The organism is Serratia sp. SCBI (assembly GCF_000747565.1).
GTDB lineage: Bacteria > Pseudomonadota > Gammaproteobacteria > Enterobacterales > Enterobacteriaceae > Serratia > Serratia ureilytica.
The window spans coordinates 1,852,844-1,868,603 of record NZ_CP003424.1 but is presented as its reverse complement, the minus strand read 5'-3'; the positions used below and the strand labels follow the sequence as shown (position 1 = coordinate 1,868,603).

Here is a 15,760-nt window from a genome sequence, read left to right as displayed (position 1 = left end):
CACAAGGAACATGCTATGAGCGTACTGAACATTCTTGAAGAAAAGTTGGCGGAAACCAAAAAACAGGGGCGTTTTCGCGAGTTCCTCAACCTTGAACGCGGCGTGCAGGACAAACCCTGGGCCACCAGCCACGGGCAGCAAGGCGAGCGCCGTCTCAACGTCTGGTGCTCAAACGACTATCTGGCCATGAGCCACCACCCCAAAGTGCTGCTGGCCACCACCGACGCGGTTAACCGAGTCGGGTTAGGTACCTGCGGCGCCCGCAGCATTTCCGGCACCTCGGTCTATCACACTGAACTGGAAACGCTGCTGGCCAGCGCCTACGGCAAAGAGTCGGCGCTGCTGTTCACCACCGGCTTCGGCGCCAACGACGCCACCTTGTCCACCCTGTGCGACGCCATTCCCGATCTGATCGTGTTCTCTGACGAACTGAATCACGCCTCGATGATTTACGGGATTCGCTACAGCAAGGCGGAGAAAAAAATCTTCCGCCATAACGACGTGGCGCACCTCGCCGAGCTGCTGCAGGCCGCCGATCCGGCGCGGCCAAAGCTGATCGCCTTTGAGTCGCTGTATTCCATGGACGGTGACTTTGCTCCCCTGGCGCAGATTGTGGCGCTGGCGGAACAGTATCAGGCGCTGACCTATCTCGACGAAATTCATTCGGCCGGCGTGTATGGCGAACGGGGGCTGGGCTATGCCGAACAGCTGGGCCTGTTGGATAAAATCACCATTATCCAGGGCGGGTTCGGCAAGTCTTACGGTGCGGCGGGCGGCTATATCGCCGCGCCCCGTTCGGTGGTGGAAGCCGTGCGCAGCTGGGCGCCGGCATTCGTCTTCAGCACCTCGTCGCCGGCGCCGGTGGTGGCCGCCGCGTTGGCCAGCTTTAAATACAACCTCGAGCACGACACCCAACGCAAGCACCTGCTGGCGATCGTCGATCACCTGAAGACCGGTCTGCGCGCCGCCGGCATCCCGCTGGTGTCGGCAGATAGCCATATCCTGCCGCTGCGGGTCGGCGATCCCCATCGCAACAAACACATCAGTAAAGTGCTGCTCGATGAGCACGATATTTACGTGCAACCGGTCAATGCCCCGACGGTGCCTGCGGGCAGCGAGCGGCTGCGGGTGACGCCGACCTCGGCGCATTCCCATGCCGACGTGGAGACCTTCCTGGCGGCGTTGAGCCGGGTCTGGGCGGTAAACGATCTGCGGAGGGCGGGATGAAGTTAGCGGATTATAACGGCCATCTGGTCACGCTGTGTCTGATGGCGACCGGCACCTTCGCCATCGGCACCGACGCCTTTATCGTCGCCGGCGTGCTCAGCGACATTTCCGCGACCTTTGCCGTCAGCCCCGCGCAAGCGGGGCAGTTGATATCGGTATTCGCGCTGGCCTACATGCTGTTTGCGCCTCTGACCGCCTGGCTGCTGGGCAACGTCAACCGCAAGCACATCCTGCAGTTGGCGCTGGTGCTGTTCATCGCCGGCAACCTGGCCTGCGCCTGGGCCACCAGCTATCTGCAGATATCGTTCGGCCGAGTGCTGGCGGCATTGGGCGCGGCCTGTTACACCCCGCAGGCCGCCGCCGCCGCGGTGGGGCTGGTGGCGGAAAAACGCCGCGGCCTGGCTATTTCCATCGTCTATGGCGGCATGACGCTGGCCATCGCGCTCGGCATTCCGTTCGGCACCTTTCTGGCCAAACTGATCGGCTGGCGCGACATCTTTCTGTTCATCGCCCTGCTGGGGGCGGTGGCGCTGCTCGGCCTGTCGCTGGCGCTGCGCGCTATTGCGGCGCCAGGCAAACATTCGTTGAAAGAACGGCTCGCCCCGCTGCGGCAAAAGGCGGTGCTGACCACGCTGCTGATCACCTTTTTCGCCGTGTGCTCGGAACACATTGTTTACAGCTACGTCAGCGTGCTGTTGAAAGACACCCAGTTCGGCCCGGAGGCCATTCTGCCTTTGGCGCTGCTGGTGTTCGGCATTGGCGCGGTGATCGGCAATTTTGCCTCCGGCGCGCTGACCGACGCCCTGGGCAGCAAATTCGTGCTGCTGTTTTCGGTGGCGATCCAGACGCTGTCCCTGTTCCTGCTGGCCTTTTACGTCACCTCACCGTGGTGGGTGTTGGCCATCTTTCTTATCTGGGGCATCACCGGCTGGATGTATCTGGTGCCGATCCAACATCACCTGTTGTCGCTATCGAAACGTTTTGGCGCGCTGACCGTGTCGCTCAACAGCTCGGTGCTGTACGCCGGCATCGCGGCGGGCGGCATGCTGGGCGGCCTGACGCTCTACGCGTTGCCGGCCCACTATTTGCCGCTGTTCTCGCTGCCGCTCGGCGCCATCGCCCTGCTGCTGACGCTGATCTTTTTCCGCGGGGAGGCCAGCGATGAGTGAATCACCGCCGGTGCTTTACGAACGTTATGGCGCGCAGGTTGCGGTCATCACCCTCAATCGGCCGGAGAAAAAGAACGCCATCAACCTGCAGATGGCCGAGTTGATCCGCAGTTACCTGCGGCAGGCGGATAATGACGATACGATACGCGCGATCGTCCTGGCCGGTCAGCCGGCGGTATTTTCCGCCGGCATGGATGTCAACGCGTTCCGACAGGGCGAACTGCCCATCGTCACGCCAGAGGGATTCGGGGGGCTGATCCATGCGCAGATCGCCAAGGTGATCATCGCCGCCGTTGACGGCATCGCTTACGGGGGCGGCTTTGAGCTCGCCCTGGCTTGCGATCTGATCGTCGCCGGCCAGAACGCGCGCTTCAGCTTCCCCGAAACCGGGCTCGGATTGGTCGCCGCGCAAGGCGGATGCGCGCGCTTGCCGGCGCGAGTTTCTCCCTATGTCGCCCTCGACTGGCTGCTGACCGGCAGAACCGTCGGTGCGCGGGAGGCCCTGTCACACGGCGCCATTTCCCGTATCAGCGAGGGCTCGGCCCGGGAGGAAGCGCTGCGCATCGCCGAGCAGATCGCCGGGAAGGATCTCGCCGCCAGCCTGGCCGTGAAGGCCATCGTGCGCCAGGGGCTGACGCAGCGCGAGGCGCCATCGTTCGATTTTCAGCAGGCGCCGGTCGAACGCCTGCGTCAGGCGGCCGCTCGTCGTTAACCCCCTTATTGCTTGCCGGCTTGCCTGAGCCGGCATTTCCCGCTGCGCCTCCCCGCCACAGCTCATTTTACGCAGCCCGCCTCTCGGCGCTGGGCTACACTGCCGGTAGCCCTCATGCGCTGATAAGGAAAAATAATGCGCCACTTGCCTCTGCTGACCCCCAGACTGATCTTGCGCCCGTTCACCGCCGACGATCTGCCCCACTTTACCGCCTACCGCAACCATCCTGACGTGGCGCGCTACCAGAGCTGGAGCGACTACAGCGCCGCACAGGCGCAGGCCTTTTTCGCACAGCAACAGCGGCTCGCGTTCAACCGTGATGACAGTTGGTTTCAACTGGCGGTCGAGCGCCGCGAGGACGGCGCGTTGCTGGGCGATGTCGCGGTGCATTTTTTCGATGAAGGGCGTCAGGCTGAACTGGGCGTGACCTTCGATCCGGTTCATCAGCGGCAAGGACAGGCGCGCGAGGCGCTAAGCGCCGTCATCGCCCTGCTGTTCGGGCCGCTGGCGAAACACCGCATTACCGCCGTGGTAGACGCGCGTAATCTTCGCGCCGCCGCGTTGTTCAGCAAGCTGGGCTTTCGCCGTGAGGCCTGTTGGCGGCAAAACGTGTTTTTCAAAGGCGCATGGGGTGATGAATTCGGTTTCGCCCTGCTGCATAACGAATGGCGAGAGCATGAACAACATGACGCTGTTGAATAAATACCTCGGGCAATACCAGTTCTCTGAGCGGCATACGATCGTCATCACCGCGCCGCAATCGCGGGTGTTGGACGCCGTGGCCGCTTACGATCCCAAGCGCGATCGTTTTTTCCGCAGCATGATAGCGCTGCGCGAATTGCCCGCGCGGCTGATGCCACGCGATAAGCCTCGTCCTCCGCCGTTTGGCCTGCATAACTTTTGCCTGCTTGAGCAGGATGAAACCGCGTTGGTCTATGGCCTGATCGGCCGGTTTTGGCAGGCCGAATACGGTTTGGTGAAGGTCGCTGACGGGGCGGACTTTCAGGCCTTCGCTCAGCCCGGCGTCGCCAAACTGGCGCTGGGGTATGCCGCGAGCCCGCTGGAGGGTGGGCGCTGCCGCTTGGTAACGGAAACGCGCATCTTCTGCCCCGACAGCGCCAGCCGGCGGCGGTTTACCCCTACTGGTATGCGATTCGCCTGGTGAGTGGGTTGATAAGACGCCGCATGCTGCGCGCCATTAAAACCGCCAGCGAAAAGCAGACGGCAAATCATTCACCAGATTGATTAATTTAAGAGCATTCCTAGGGAATGAAAATCATTATCAGCCTATTTTTTAATCACAACAAGATAGTGTTGAGAAGCCATTAACCCCGCCCCCTGCGGGGATTTTTTCGCCTATTTATCGCCTGTTTCAGGGAACGCCTGCATAAACAGGAAGGTGCAAGGCTTGCGCTGATACTGATTGATCTGCGGCACCAGCCGGGTGAAATGCTCGGTCTGGCAATGCACTTCGAGAGCCGCGCGATCCGGCCAGCTTTCGATAAAAATAAAGTGCCCGGGATCCTGCTGGTCAATGCACAGTTCATAACTGATGCACAGCGGCTCCTGCCGGGTTTTCTCCACCAGCTCGCGATACCACGGCATAACGGTGTCAATGTGTTCCGGGTGAATGAAATCTTCAGCAATGACCTTCAGCATGTTGCGCTCCTGCGTTCTGTTGTGCCGCGCTTCACCTTATCGCCCTCCCTCGCGAGATGAAAGCGCCACTCTCCCGTGTCTGTCATCGGGTTCCCAATTCGGTGATAGCGCACACAGATCTCGATCAAAGCGCTTGAACGCGTCCTGGCCCTGTGTGAACTTTCAATTAACAAAAAAGCAACACACCATTCACCATGGTGATATCTGTACCGATATGCCGACGCAATACGCGGCGTTTTTTTCGCCCCTAAAGGCCTGACCATTAGTCCTTTAGACCTTTACAGCTCACGCAGAAAAGCCATGTCATCGCCGCATGATGGGCCACGGCGCCAGGACGGTCCTTATGACCGACGCTTATCATTCTCAGAAGAGAGGTTACCGCCAGTGAATCACGTCACCTATGCCGCTCCAGCGCTCAACGCCGCCATCCGCAAAACCTGGCGCAGACTGGTGCCATTGATGTTCGCCATGTACTTCATCGCGTTTATCGACAGGGTCAACGTCGGCTTTGCCAAAGACGCGATGGCCATCGATATCGCGCTGTCGCAATCCGCCTTTGCGCTGGGCGCGGGGATATTCTTTGCCGCCTATGCGCTGTTCGGCATTCCGGCCAACCTGTTGATGAATCGCTGGGGCGCCAAACGCTGGCTCAGCGCCACCACCGCGCTGTGGGGGGCATTGTCGGCCTGTACCGGGCTGGTGGCCAACGAGCAGCAATTTATTGTCCTGCGCTTTCTGCTGGGGATCGCCGAAGCCGGCTTTTACCCCGGCATCCTGCTGCTGGCGTCGATCTATTTTCCCAATAAGGTGCGCGCCTCGGTCATTGGCATTTTCGTGCTTGGCGTACCGGCGGCCCTGACGCTCGGCTCACCGCTGTCGGGGGCCTTGCTGGAGATGCGCGGCGTGTTGGGCAAGCCCGGCTGGTTCTGGATGTTCGTGCTGGAAGGGTTGCCGGCCGTCGTCCTCGGCGTCTTCGCCTTTTTCTATCTCGACGATAGCCCAGGGCAGGCCCGCTTTCTCACCGAGGAAGAACGTAATGCGCTGGTCACACAGCTGGCCGCTGAACAGCAGCGCACCGAAACCAGCAGCGTTAAAGCGGCGATGAGAAGCGGCAAAGTTTGGCATCTGGCGTTGATCTACGGCACCCTGCAAATCGGCGTATACGGCCTGATGTTTTTTCTGCCGTCGCAGATCGCCTCGCTGATGGGCACCCATCTCGGCTTCAAGGCCTCGTTGGTAGCCGCCATTCCCTGGGCATGCTCCGCGCTTGGCGTCTATTTCCTGCCGCGCTATGCCGACAGAAAAACCGCCAGAAGATTGCCGATCGCCGTTGGCTGCATGGTCGCGGCAGCGCTGGGGTTGGTCGTCTCTTCCTATGCCAGCCCGTTGCTCGCTATCGTCGCCCTGAGCTGTTGCGCAGTCAGTTTTCTGGCGGTACAACCCATTTTCTGGACGTTTCCCGCTCAGCTGCTCACCGGTCCGGCGCTGGCGGCCGGCATCGGTTTTTGCACCACGCTCGGCGCCGCATTCAGCTTTTTAGCCCCGCTGATCCGCACTGAGGCGGAACAGCGTTTTCACAGCCCGCATGCCGGGCCGCTGGCGCTGGCCGCCTTTTCGCTGCTGTGCGCCGTGCTGTTAGGGGCGCTCAGACATCGGCATGCCGAGGCGCGCAAGCAAGACGCAGAGATAACCGGATAGCGACGCGTTATTTAGCCATTATTGAACCTGCGGATGGGACACTGACAGTCAGCCCTCTCGCCCACAGGTGTTAAATGGATGAATTGACGCACATTATCGCCAAATACAGCCCGGAACCGGAGATGTTGCTACTGCTGATTTTCCTGTTCGCGCTGGGAAAATCCGTGATCGTGGTGTCCTCCGTCCTGCCGCCTGCCTCGGTGACGCTGCTGATGGGCATCCTTGCGGGCAAACATGCGCTGCCGATCGGCGCGGTTTGGGCGGCCATCGCCCTTGGCGCGGCGTTGGGCTCAATCCTGTCTTTCCACTGCGGCGCACTGTTCTGCCGTCGCGATCTTGGCCGCCGGCTGCCGGCACGCTTTCACGCCCCGCTGCGCAAAGCGCAACGTTCCTTGCAAAAGCGCGGGCTGCCGCTGCTGTTCGCCTCGCGTTTTCTGGCGGTGATGCGTTACACCGTGCCGCTGATGGCCGGCATGCTGCAACTGCCGGCGAGGCACGTCTATGCCACCGCCGCACTCTCAGCCGCCGTTTGGGCACTGCTCTTGATGTCGGCCGCGCATGTGTTCCCCGTTTCTTGACCTGAAAGATTCTTGGGCAAATGCCCCATCCCTGCGCCGACGTTGCGCCAGCGCACAGCCTCCCTTGCCGTATAAAGTACGGTGCAACATCGCAGTTTGCGCCAGATCACCTTTCTGAACATCAGTCGAAAAATGCGAATTTTTTTGCAGAATACGCGCTTAAAACGGCGCCATGAGGGCACGATCAAAGAAATTTCTGAGCGTAACACGCTGATTTGGTTGACGGGCCGTACAGGGGGCGAATCTCTGTCTCGTTGATTAGACATCAACGGCTCTACCGCCTGAGCTAACGGCCCAACGAGATAAATCGCCCTTCTTGTCAGCCTCGCTGTCAAACGCTTACACCCATTACTTTTTCTCATGCGAATTTTACAACCCTTTGTTTAATCAACGAGATAAGCCGCATAAGGTCTGTTAATCCCACCGTTTGAAGAGTAATCTTCCGCTCCCTGAACGTCCGATTTGCCTCCTCTCGTGTAAAGATTGATCGACTTTTATCCCGCGTATAAATGTTGTAAACATGTTGCACAAAGGTGGCGTTATTGCACTACCTTACTAAAGCCGGACCAACCGGATAAATGTATAAAAAAGAGCCACTTCAGAGCTCACGACTTCACTAATGACAGGTAAAACAGGACATCATCAGATGGTAGATCACTCTAAAATAGCGACTGACGCGACGCCCGCTTCAGAAGATCATCTACGGCGAAACCTCACTAACCGACATATTCAACTGATCGCCATCGGCGGCGCCATCGGCACCGGTCTGTTTATGGGTTCCGGTAAAACCATCAGCCTGGCAGGCCCTTCGATCATCTTCGTGTACATGATCATCGGCTTTATGCTGTTCTTCGTGATGCGCGCCATGGGCGAGCTGCTGCTGTCCAACCTGGAATACAAATCGTTCAGCGATTTCGCCGCAGATCTGCTCGGCCCGTGGGCCGGCTTCTTCACCGGCTGGACCTACTGGTTCTGCTGGGTGGTCACCGGCATCGCCGACGTCGTGGCGATCACCGCCTACGCCCAGTTCTGGTTCCCTGAACTGTCGCAGTGGATCGCTTCGCTGCTGTGCGTGCTGTTGCTGCTCGGCCTTAATCTGGCGACGGTGAAGATGTTCGGCGAAATGGAGTTTTGGTTTGCGATGATCAAAATCGTCGCCATCGTCGGGCTGATCGTCGCCGGGTTGGTGATGATCGCCATGCAGTTCCAGTCGCCGACCGGTACCGTAGCCTCGTTCACCCATCTGTGGAATGACGGCGGCATGTTCCCGAAAGGCATCAGCGGTTTCTTCGCCGGCTTCCAGATCGCGGTATTCGCCTTCGTCGGCATTGAACTGGTGGGCACCACCGCGGCGGAAACCAAGGATCCGGAGAAGTCACTGCCACGCGCCATCAACTCGATTCCGATCCGCATCATCATGTTCTACGTGTTCGCCCTGATCGTCATCATGTCGGTGACGCCGTGGAGCTCCGTAGTGCCGGACAAGAGCCCGTTCGTTGAATTGTTCGTGCTGATTGGCCTGCCGGCCGCGGCCAGCGTGATCAACTTCGTGGTGCTGACCTCCGCCGCCTCCTCCGCCAACAGTGGGGTGTTCTCCACCAGCCGCATGCTGTTCGGGCTGGCGCAGGAAGGCGACGCGCCGAAATCGTTCGCCAACCTGTCCAAGCGCGCGGTGCCGGCCAACGGCCTCACCTTCTCCTGCATCTGCCTGCTGGGCGGCGTGGTGCTGATTTACCTGATCCCGAACGTGATGACGGTCTTCACCCTGGTGACCACCGTGTCGGCGATTCTGTTCATGTTCGTCTGGACCATCATCCTGTGTTCGTATCTGGTCTACCGCAAACGGCGCCCGGCGCTGCACCAGAAATCGATCTACAAAATGCCGGCCGGCAAACTGATGTGCTGGGTGTGCATGGCGTTCTTCGTGTTCGTGTTGGTGCTGTTGTCGCTGCGCGAAGACACCCGCCAGGCGCTGATCGTCACCCCGCTGTGGTTCATCCTGCTCGGCCTGTCTTACGTGTTCCTGCGCAAGAAGAAAACCGCGTGATGCAAAAAGGGGCGGATATCTCCGCCCCTTTGCTCTTTTTTGCCTCTGCGCTAATCCGCTTCCGTCGCCACCGCCGCTTTCCCCTTGCGCCGTACGCGCAGCTCGCTGACCACCACCCCGATCACAATCAACGCGCCCCCCAACAACGCGACGCCCGGCAAACGCTCACCGGCGAGCCGCCCGACGATGCCCGCCCAGACCGGTTCGCCGGCGTAGATCACCGTAGCGCGCGTGGGTGAAACGCTGCGCTGCGCCCAGTTCATGGTCAGCTGAATCAACGCGCTGGCCAGCCCCAGCCCAATGGCGCTGTACAGCAGGTAATCCGAATACGGCGGCGGCGATTCGCCGGTCGGCGCCATCATCAAAAATGAGGCCAGCGAGGCGGTCGCCAGCTGCACAATGGTCACCCGGCGGATATTCACCTTGCCGGCGAAGGCGCCGATCAGAATGATCTCTGCCGCCATGCCCAGCGTGCCGGCCAGCGTCAGAATTTCGCCGAGGCTCAGCGACATGTCCGTGCTGCTCGGCGCCGCCAGCAGCATCAGGCCGGTAAAGGCCAGCAGAATACCAATCCACGACATGATGCCGGGGAACCGCCCCAGCACCAGCCATTGCAAGAGCGGCACGATCGGCACGTACATGGCGGTGATGAACGCCGATTGGCTGCTGGTAATCGTCTGCAGACCGACGGTTTGCATGCTGTAGCCGAACATGATCGCCAGCCCGATAAGTACGCCCGCCTTCAGTTCATACAGGGTCAGGCCGCGCAGCACGCGCAGCGAAAACAGCGTCAACGCCAGCGTGGCGGTGGCGAAACGCAGACCGACGAAAAAGAACGGCCCGCTGACTTGCATCGCGTGATGCACGGCCAAAAAGGTGCCGCCCCAGATCATGGTGATGAAAATCAACACCGCTTCCGGCAACCTGATTTGCGGAACCACGGCGGAAATAAAGGATTTTTTTGCTGCTGACACCGGCTTGCCCTTCCTGCTGAGTGCAATATAATGCACAGATCCTGCCAGTATGAGATAAAGTCCGGCGATGAGCAATACGGCGCATAACGCGAAAACCGATCCCCCCAAAGTGCTGCAGTACCTGAGCAGCAATCTGCGCGGCTACCGCCAACAGGCGGGCCTGAGCCAGATGGCGCTGGCCGAACTTTCCGGCGTCAGCCGCCGCATGCTGGCGGGCATCGAGGCCGGCGATCGCAACGTCAGTCTGGCGGTGCTCGACAAGATCGCCGCCGCCCTGGCGATTTCGTTCACCGATCTGATTCAGGCGCCGGAAGCGCGCGGCAACCATCTGGTGGGCGAATTGGCCTGGCAAGGCGCGCAGCCGGGCAGCCAGGCGCTGTTTGCCGCCAGCGTGCCGGCACGCCAACGGGCCGAGCTGTGGGAATGGACGCTGATGCCGGGCGAGCGCTACGACTCGGCGCCGGACGCCGAAGGCTGGAGCGAAATCCTCTACGTGATTGCCGGCACCCTGACGCTGGAACTGGAACAAGGCACGCTGACGCTCAGCGCCGGCGCCACGCAAACCTTCAACAGCGATCAGCGCTACGCTTACGCCAACCACGGCGATCTCCCGCTGCGCTTTATCCGCAACGTCGCCTTCTGACTGCCCGCCGGCCCGCGCCGGCGGCGGATGTCGTGTCGCTGTCGTGCCGCTGTCGTGGCGCCGCTACCCCGCACCTCCTACACTGGATGACAGTGACAGCGAACTCGGGAGTGCACCATGCAAAAGTACCGCATCAGACCATTACGCCTGGAAAAAGGCTGGTCGCAGGAGCAGTTGGCGGCCATCGCCGGCCTCAGCACCCGCACCGTACAGCGGATTGAAAACGGCGAACAGGCCAGCCTGGAAACCTTGACCGCAATCGCCGCCGCGCTGGGCGTGCAGGTCAGCGATCTCAACGCGCCGCCGCAGGCACCGCAGGAGGAGACGCCTGAGGCGCAGCGCCTTCGTCGCCAGGTTGCGGCAGAGGGTAAACTGCTGAGCATGGCGGTGCGTTTCGCCGTCATCGGCACGATATTGCTCGCTGTCAACGTCTTTACCCACCCGCACTATCTCTGGGCGCTATGGGCGATCGGCGGCATGAGCCTCGCGCTGATCATGCGGGCGGTGCGCACCCTGCTGCTGCGCAACGTCTTCAGCCGCTGGCAGGAACAGCGGCTGGCGCAAAAACTCAGGCGCCTGCCGTGAGCGTTAGCCACTCGGCCAGCCGGGCCAACGCGCTGCCCGGCACGATAGGCTGCGGCGACAGCAGGTAATAGCCGCTGCCGTCGGGCGTAAAACCGAACGGCGCGCTCAACAAGCCGGCGGCCAGATCGTCTCGCACCTGCAGCCATGGGCCGATTGCGATGCCAAGGCCAGCTACCGCGGCCTGCAGACTGAAATAGAAATGGTCAAAGCGCTGTTCCGGATGCCCCGCCAATGTCACCCCCTGCTGATGCGCCCAGTGCCGCCAGGCATCCGGCCGGGTCGCGGCATGCAGCAGTTTGGCGCCCGGCTGCAAAAGCCGCCGTCCGTCCACAGAGGCCGTCAGCCTCGTCAGCGCCTCGGGTTGGCACACCGGCCCGACCTTTTCATTGAACAACGCCAGGCTATGCGCCTGCTTTCCCCAATCGAAGTCATTGCGCCGGATCGCCGCCGTGATGCCGTCATGGAACGAAAACGGACCGCCGCCCGCCACCAGCTGTAAGTTGATGTCCGGGTGCGCCCGCTGAAAAGCCGGCAAACGCGGGATCAGCCAACGCATCAATAAGGTCGGTTCACAGGACAAGACCAGCGGCGCATTGAGCGCCTGCTGACGCAGCTCCAGCGCGGTATGGTCCAAAATGCCGAAGGCCTGCTGCGTCGCCTGAAACAGCTTGCGGCCCGCCGCCGTGAGCAGTACCCGCCGATGGCGGCGCTCAAACAACGCCACGCCCAATTCCTCTTCCAGCGCCCTCACCGCCCGGCTGATGGCGCCATGCGTCAAATTCAGCCCCTGCGCCGCCTGGGTGAAACTTTCCAGCCGCGCGGCGGCCTCGAAACAGCGCAGCCCGCCCAACGGCAATGGCCTGGCTCTATTGCGTGAGTTTTTCTCACCGATATCGTCACTATTCATCGTTTGTCACCGAGAAAAATTACTCTTATAAATCAGTCACTCTATTGATAAACATCGCAAGGATAACTATGACTGAACTCATCGCTGTCGTCACCATTACTTTACTCGCTGTAATCAGCCCCGGGCCGGATTTCGCCATGGTCTCGCGCAACAGCCTGCTGCTCTCCCGCCGCGCCGGCATCTTCACCGCCTGCGGCATTGGCGCCGGCGTACTGATCCATGTCAGCTATACGCTGATTGGCGTCGGCGTGTTGATCCAACAGTCGCCCTGGTTGTTTAACCTGCTCAAAGGCATCGGCGCCGCCTACCTGATCTACCTCGGCTTTACGCTGCTGCGCAACGCAACCCATCACGACGCCGCGCCCACCACGACGCCGGCCGCCATCAGCGATCTCGCCGCCCTGAAAACCGGCTTTCTCACCAACGCGTTAAACCCGAAAACCACCATCTTCATCGTCAGTCTGTTCATGCAGGTGGTCTCTCCCCACACCGCGCTCGGCGTACAGATAGGCTATGGCCTCTTTATCGCCGCCGTCCATGTATTCTGGTTCGCCGCCGTCGCGCTGCTGTTTTCCGCGCCGGGTGTCAATGCGCGCTTTTTGCGTTTGCGCCGCGGCATCGATCGCACCTTTGGCGGGCTGCTGATTGTCTTTGGCGCCCTGTTGGCGATCGCCGGCATCAGGTAACGCCGCGACGCCAAGTTCGTCATTCGCTTCTATGCTTATCAGGGGTTTTTTGTTAATCATCTGAGCGGGAGTACGAAACATGACGAAACTGTTGGTGCTTTATTACTCAATGTACGGCCACATCGAACGCCTGGCGCAGGCGGTGGCCGAAGGGGCGAATCGGGTCGATAACGTGGACGTAACGGTCAAACGCGTGCCGGAAACCATGACGCAGGAAGCCTTCGCCAAGGCCGGGGGCAAACAACACCAGCAGGCGCCGGTCGCCACCCCGCAAGAGCTGGCGGACTATGATGGCATTATCTTCGGTACGCCGACCCGCTTCGGCAACATGGCCGGACAGATGCGCACCTTCCTCGATCAGACCGGCGGCCTGTGGGCTTCCGGCGCGCTGTACGGCAAGGTGGGCAGCGTATTTTCCTCCACCGGCACCGGCGGCGGCCAGGAGCAAACCATCAGTTCGACCTGGACCACGCTGGCGCACCACGGCTTCATCATCGTGCCGATCGGCTATGCGACGCCGGAGCTGTTTGACGTTTCGCAGGTGCGCGGGGGCACCCCCTATGGTGCGACCACTATCGCCGGCGCCGACGGTTCGCGACAGCCGAGCAACGAAGAGCTGACCATTGCCCGCTATCAGGGCGAGCACGTGGCGAAAATCACCGCCAAGCTGAAAAGTTAATCGCCCCCCTGCACCCGTGATTCAAAGGGCCGCGCATTCGCACGGCCCCATCTTGTTGCCGACCCGCCGCAAGGTTAGAATGCCCCTCCCCCGGCCATTCAGCGTCTGAAGGCCAGGCCCGAATTCGTTCTGCCCGTCGCTCATCGGCTTTCAGCCCGAGGACGGGCGTTCTGTTTTTTGCGCACAGCGAAGGGAATAAGTCAGTGTCTAAAGATTTTGATGAACTAATAAGAGACATGGATCTTATTATTGAAAATGTAGACAGCTTCAAAGCTCTGGCTCCGCGCGCGCCCGAGCCGGCTCCGGCCCCGCCGCCGCCGGTTCATCACTACGACTCGTTCTGCGAAAACATCGCGTTGAAAGTGGTATTGAAGGTGCTGCTGTCTTCGGTGGACAAGATAGTCAAAGTGCAGATCGCCAACAAGGTCGAGCAAGAGATCGCCCAAATTGAGCAGCAGGTGGTGCGCGCCGGCGGCGGGCCGGTATCACCGGACGATCTGGCGCAGATGACGCACTACGTTCGCCGCACGGTCAACGACCTGCTGGAATAACCCCCTTTTGAAACGGCGTCTGTTGGACGCCGTTTTTATTTCTACCGACTTTAACGTGCGGTATAGCTGTACCATGACTGACACATTCACAACATGAATGTGTTGCATTGTTGTATTCGTTTCACTGCGATAAGTTTAATTTACTGTAAATATATACAGTATTTTTTAACTTATTGAGGATATGAATATGCGCTTTAACAACAAGATGTTGGCCCTGGCCGCCCTGCTGTTCGCCGCACAGGCGTCGGCCGAGACGCTCGAATCTATCGACAACTGCGCGGTTGGCTGCCCGACCGGCGGCAGCAGCAATGTGTCGATCGTGCGTCATGCTTATACGTTGAACAATAACAGCACCACCAAATTCGCCAACTGGGTGGCCTATCACATCACCAAAGACACGCCGGCCAGCGGCAAGACGCGCAACTGGAAAACCGACCCGGCGCTCAATCCGGCAGATACCCTGGCCCCTGCCGATTACACCGGCGCCAACGCGGCGCTGAAGGTCGATCGCGGCCATCAGGCGCCGCTGGCCTCGTTGGCCGGCGTTTCCGACTGGGAATCGCTGAACTACCTGTCCAACATCACGCCGCAAAAGTCTGACTTGAACCAGGGCGCCTGGGCGCGGCTGGAAGAGCAGGAGCGCAAGCTTATCGATCGCGCGGACATCTCTTCGGTCTATACCGTGACCGGGCCGCTGTATGAACGCGATATGGGCAAACTGCCGGGCACCCAGAAAGCGCACACCATCCCCAGCGCCTACTGGAAGGTGATTTTCATCAACAACAGCCCGGCGGTGAACCACTATGCCGCTTTCCTGTTCGATCAAAACACGCCGAAGGGCGCCGATTTTTGCCAATTCCGCGTGACGGTGGACGAGATCGAGAAACGCACCGGCCTGATCATCTGGGCTGGTCTGCCTGACGACGTACAGGCTTCGCTGAAGAACAAGCCCGGCGTTCTGCCGGAGTTGATGGGCTGCAAAAACTGACGGAAAAACCCGCTTCGGCGGGTTTATTTTTACTCGGGCATCAGACGGCGCTCACTCCGCCAACGGCATCACGCTTACACTCGCTCATCCGCCGCAACAATAAATTGGTGAAAACGTTCGATTTCCAATTTACGCATGGCGTTCATTTTATGCTGGCTGACGGTTTTCTCGGAAATGCCCAACGCCTTAGCGACGCCGGTATTCGGTTTTCCCGCCAGCAGCATGGCCAACACCGAAAGCTCGCGCGGCGACAGGCTCTGCCCTTTGCAGCTCGCGGTGAACATTTTTATTGCCTCAACGAACGTCGTAAGACCGATGTTTTTTTTCAGACAGTTAAAATTCGCCAGTCGCGGCGTTTCCACGCCGGTTAAGACGATCGTATTGTCAGGCCTGTCGATAATATGCGATAAGAAATTCATAACCCGACAGATAGACGAGAAAGAGACAATGACCACTTCTGCATGACAATACATGGCATGTAATCCACGGCGTGCAGATGAATGCAGCCCCATAACTTCAACGCCCTCCAACGACATTAAGATCTGCGATATGCCATAGAATAAATAGTAATCATCAGAAAATATAGCCACTCGCACAGGATCACCCCATTGCTATTTATCATGGGCGCGTTTTTAACAACGCCCCCATGGCAGTCAT

18 protein-coding genes and 1 tRNA gene are annotated in these 15,760 nt (G+C 59.9%); 14 read left to right on the top strand and 5 right to left on the bottom strand.

What is annotated here, in order from left to right; translation table 11 throughout:
* Positions 1-15 precede the first annotated feature (15 nt).
* From hemA to SERRSCBI_RS08615, 5 genes are all read left to right on the top strand, one after another.
* Positions 16-1,227 (top strand): 5-aminolevulinate synthase, encoded by a 1,212-nt coding sequence (gene hemA / locus SERRSCBI_RS08635; protein WP_042784152.1) that lies wholly within the window; start codon positions 16-18, stop codon positions 1,225-1,227.
* Positions 1,224-2,396, top strand: a complete 1,173-nt coding sequence (locus tag SERRSCBI_RS08630) for an MFS transporter (protein ID WP_033642618.1) — start codon at positions 1,224-1,226, stop codon at positions 2,394-2,396. Before hemA ends, SERRSCBI_RS08630 begins: the two co-directional genes overlap by 4 nt.
* Complete coding sequence (locus tag SERRSCBI_RS08625) at positions 2,389-3,108, top strand: enoyl-CoA hydratase-related protein (RefSeq protein WP_033650705.1); 720 nt, start codon at positions 2,389-2,391, stop codon at positions 3,106-3,108. The genes SERRSCBI_RS08630 and SERRSCBI_RS08625 overlap by 8 nt, the downstream gene beginning before the upstream one ends.
* Before the next feature lie 135 nt (positions 3,109-3,243).
* Positions 3,244-3,810 carry a GNAT family N-acetyltransferase gene (locus SERRSCBI_RS08620; protein ID WP_042784150.1) on the top strand — a complete coding sequence of 189 codons (567 nt, stop codon included), beginning with the start codon at positions 3,244-3,246 and terminating at the stop codon, positions 3,808-3,810.
* The gene (locus SERRSCBI_RS08615; RefSeq protein ID WP_232230755.1) at positions 3,785-4,273 is read left to right on the top strand and encodes a hypothetical protein; all 489 of its coding nucleotides are present in this window, start codon (positions 3,785-3,787) and stop codon (positions 4,271-4,273) included. The genes SERRSCBI_RS08620 and SERRSCBI_RS08615 overlap by 26 nt, the downstream gene beginning before the upstream one ends.
* Before the next feature lie 191 nt (positions 4,274-4,464).
* Here the strand turns inward: SERRSCBI_RS08615 and SERRSCBI_RS08610 are convergent, their stop codons facing one another.
* Positions 4,465-4,767 (bottom strand): putative quinol monooxygenase, encoded by a 303-nt coding sequence (locus SERRSCBI_RS08610; protein WP_033633403.1) that lies wholly within the window; start codon positions 4,765-4,767, stop codon positions 4,465-4,467.
* Positions 4,768-5,151: 384 nt separating this feature from the next.
* On the opposite strand from SERRSCBI_RS08610, the gene SERRSCBI_RS08605 reads away from it, so the two are divergent.
* Together SERRSCBI_RS08605 and SERRSCBI_RS08600 are read left to right on the top strand one after the other, a co-directional pair.
* Positions 5,152-6,465 carry an MFS transporter gene (locus tag SERRSCBI_RS08605; RefSeq protein ID WP_042784149.1) on the top strand — a complete coding sequence of 438 codons (1,314 nt, stop codon included), beginning with the start codon at positions 5,152-5,154 and terminating at the stop codon, positions 6,463-6,465.
* 74 nt (positions 6,466-6,539) lie between these two features.
* Entirely contained in the window at positions 6,540-7,043 is a 504-nt protein-coding gene (locus tag SERRSCBI_RS08600; RefSeq protein WP_042784148.1) for a DedA family protein, read from the top strand.
* Between the two features lie 223 nt (positions 7,044-7,266).
* On the opposite strand, the gene SERRSCBI_RS08595 is transcribed toward SERRSCBI_RS08600, so the two are convergent.
* Positions 7,267-7,339 (bottom strand) — tRNA-Arg (locus SERRSCBI_RS08595).
* A 350-nt stretch (positions 7,340-7,689) separates the two neighbouring features.
* Here SERRSCBI_RS08595 and cycA point away from each other — a divergent pair.
* Positions 7,690-9,090 carry a D-serine/D-alanine/glycine transporter gene (gene cycA, locus SERRSCBI_RS08590; RefSeq protein ID WP_033642613.1) on the top strand — a complete coding sequence of 467 codons (1,401 nt, stop codon included), beginning with the start codon at positions 7,690-7,692 and terminating at the stop codon, positions 9,088-9,090.
* A gap of 50 nt (positions 9,091-9,140) precedes the next feature.
* Here the strand turns inward: cycA and SERRSCBI_RS08585 are convergent, their stop codons facing one another.
* On the bottom strand, positions 9,141-10,064 hold the full coding sequence (locus SERRSCBI_RS08585) for a DMT family transporter (RefSeq protein WP_033642612.1): 924 nt from the start codon (positions 10,062-10,064) through the stop codon (positions 9,141-9,143).
* Between the two features lie 67 nt (positions 10,065-10,131).
* Between SERRSCBI_RS08585 and SERRSCBI_RS08580 the strand changes: the two genes are divergently transcribed.
* On the top strand, positions 10,132-10,707 hold the full coding sequence (locus SERRSCBI_RS08580; RefSeq protein ID WP_042784147.1) for a helix-turn-helix domain-containing protein: 576 nt from the start codon (positions 10,132-10,134) through the stop codon (positions 10,705-10,707).
* Between the two features lie 117 nt (positions 10,708-10,824).
* Complete coding sequence (locus SERRSCBI_RS08575; RefSeq protein ID WP_042784146.1) at positions 10,825-11,292, top strand: helix-turn-helix domain-containing protein; 468 nt, start codon at positions 10,825-10,827, stop codon at positions 11,290-11,292.
* On the opposite strand, the gene SERRSCBI_RS08570 is transcribed toward SERRSCBI_RS08575, so the two are convergent.
* Positions 11,276-12,199 carry a LysR family transcriptional regulator gene (locus SERRSCBI_RS08570; RefSeq protein WP_033650700.1) on the bottom strand — a complete coding sequence of 308 codons (924 nt, stop codon included), beginning with the start codon at positions 12,197-12,199 and terminating at the stop codon, positions 11,276-11,278. The two genes, SERRSCBI_RS08575 and SERRSCBI_RS08570, sit on opposite strands and share 17 nt — an antisense overlap.
* 68 nt (positions 12,200-12,267) lie before the next feature.
* On the opposite strand from SERRSCBI_RS08570, the gene SERRSCBI_RS08565 reads away from it, so the two are divergent.
* From SERRSCBI_RS08565 to SERRSCBI_RS08550, 4 genes are all read left to right on the top strand, one after another.
* On the top strand, positions 12,268-12,885 hold the full coding sequence (locus SERRSCBI_RS08565) for a LysE family translocator (RefSeq protein ID WP_033642607.1): 618 nt from the start codon (positions 12,268-12,270) through the stop codon (positions 12,883-12,885).
* A 79-nt stretch (positions 12,886-12,964) separates the two neighbouring features.
* On the top strand, positions 12,965-13,564 hold the full coding sequence (gene wrbA / locus SERRSCBI_RS08560) for an NAD(P)H:quinone oxidoreductase (protein WP_042784144.1): 600 nt from the start codon (positions 12,965-12,967) through the stop codon (positions 13,562-13,564).
* Between the two features lie 236 nt (positions 13,565-13,800).
* Entirely contained in the window at positions 13,801-14,115 is a 315-nt protein-coding gene (locus tag SERRSCBI_RS08555; RefSeq protein ID WP_016928271.1) for a hypothetical protein, read from the top strand.
* A 187-nt stretch (positions 14,116-14,302) separates the two neighbouring features.
* A complete protein-coding gene (locus SERRSCBI_RS08550) occupies positions 14,303-15,103 on the top strand; it encodes a DNA/RNA non-specific endonuclease (protein WP_042784143.1) in 801 nt (266 codons plus the stop codon).
* A gap of 74 nt (positions 15,104-15,177) precedes the next feature.
* Here SERRSCBI_RS08550 and SERRSCBI_RS24520 read toward each other — a convergent pair whose 3' ends face one another.
* Positions 15,178-15,699 carry a LuxR family transcriptional regulator gene (locus tag SERRSCBI_RS24520; RefSeq protein ID WP_198036336.1) on the bottom strand — a complete coding sequence of 174 codons (522 nt, stop codon included), beginning with the start codon at positions 15,697-15,699 and terminating at the stop codon, positions 15,178-15,180.
* Between the last annotated feature and the right edge of the window lie 61 nt (positions 15,700-15,760).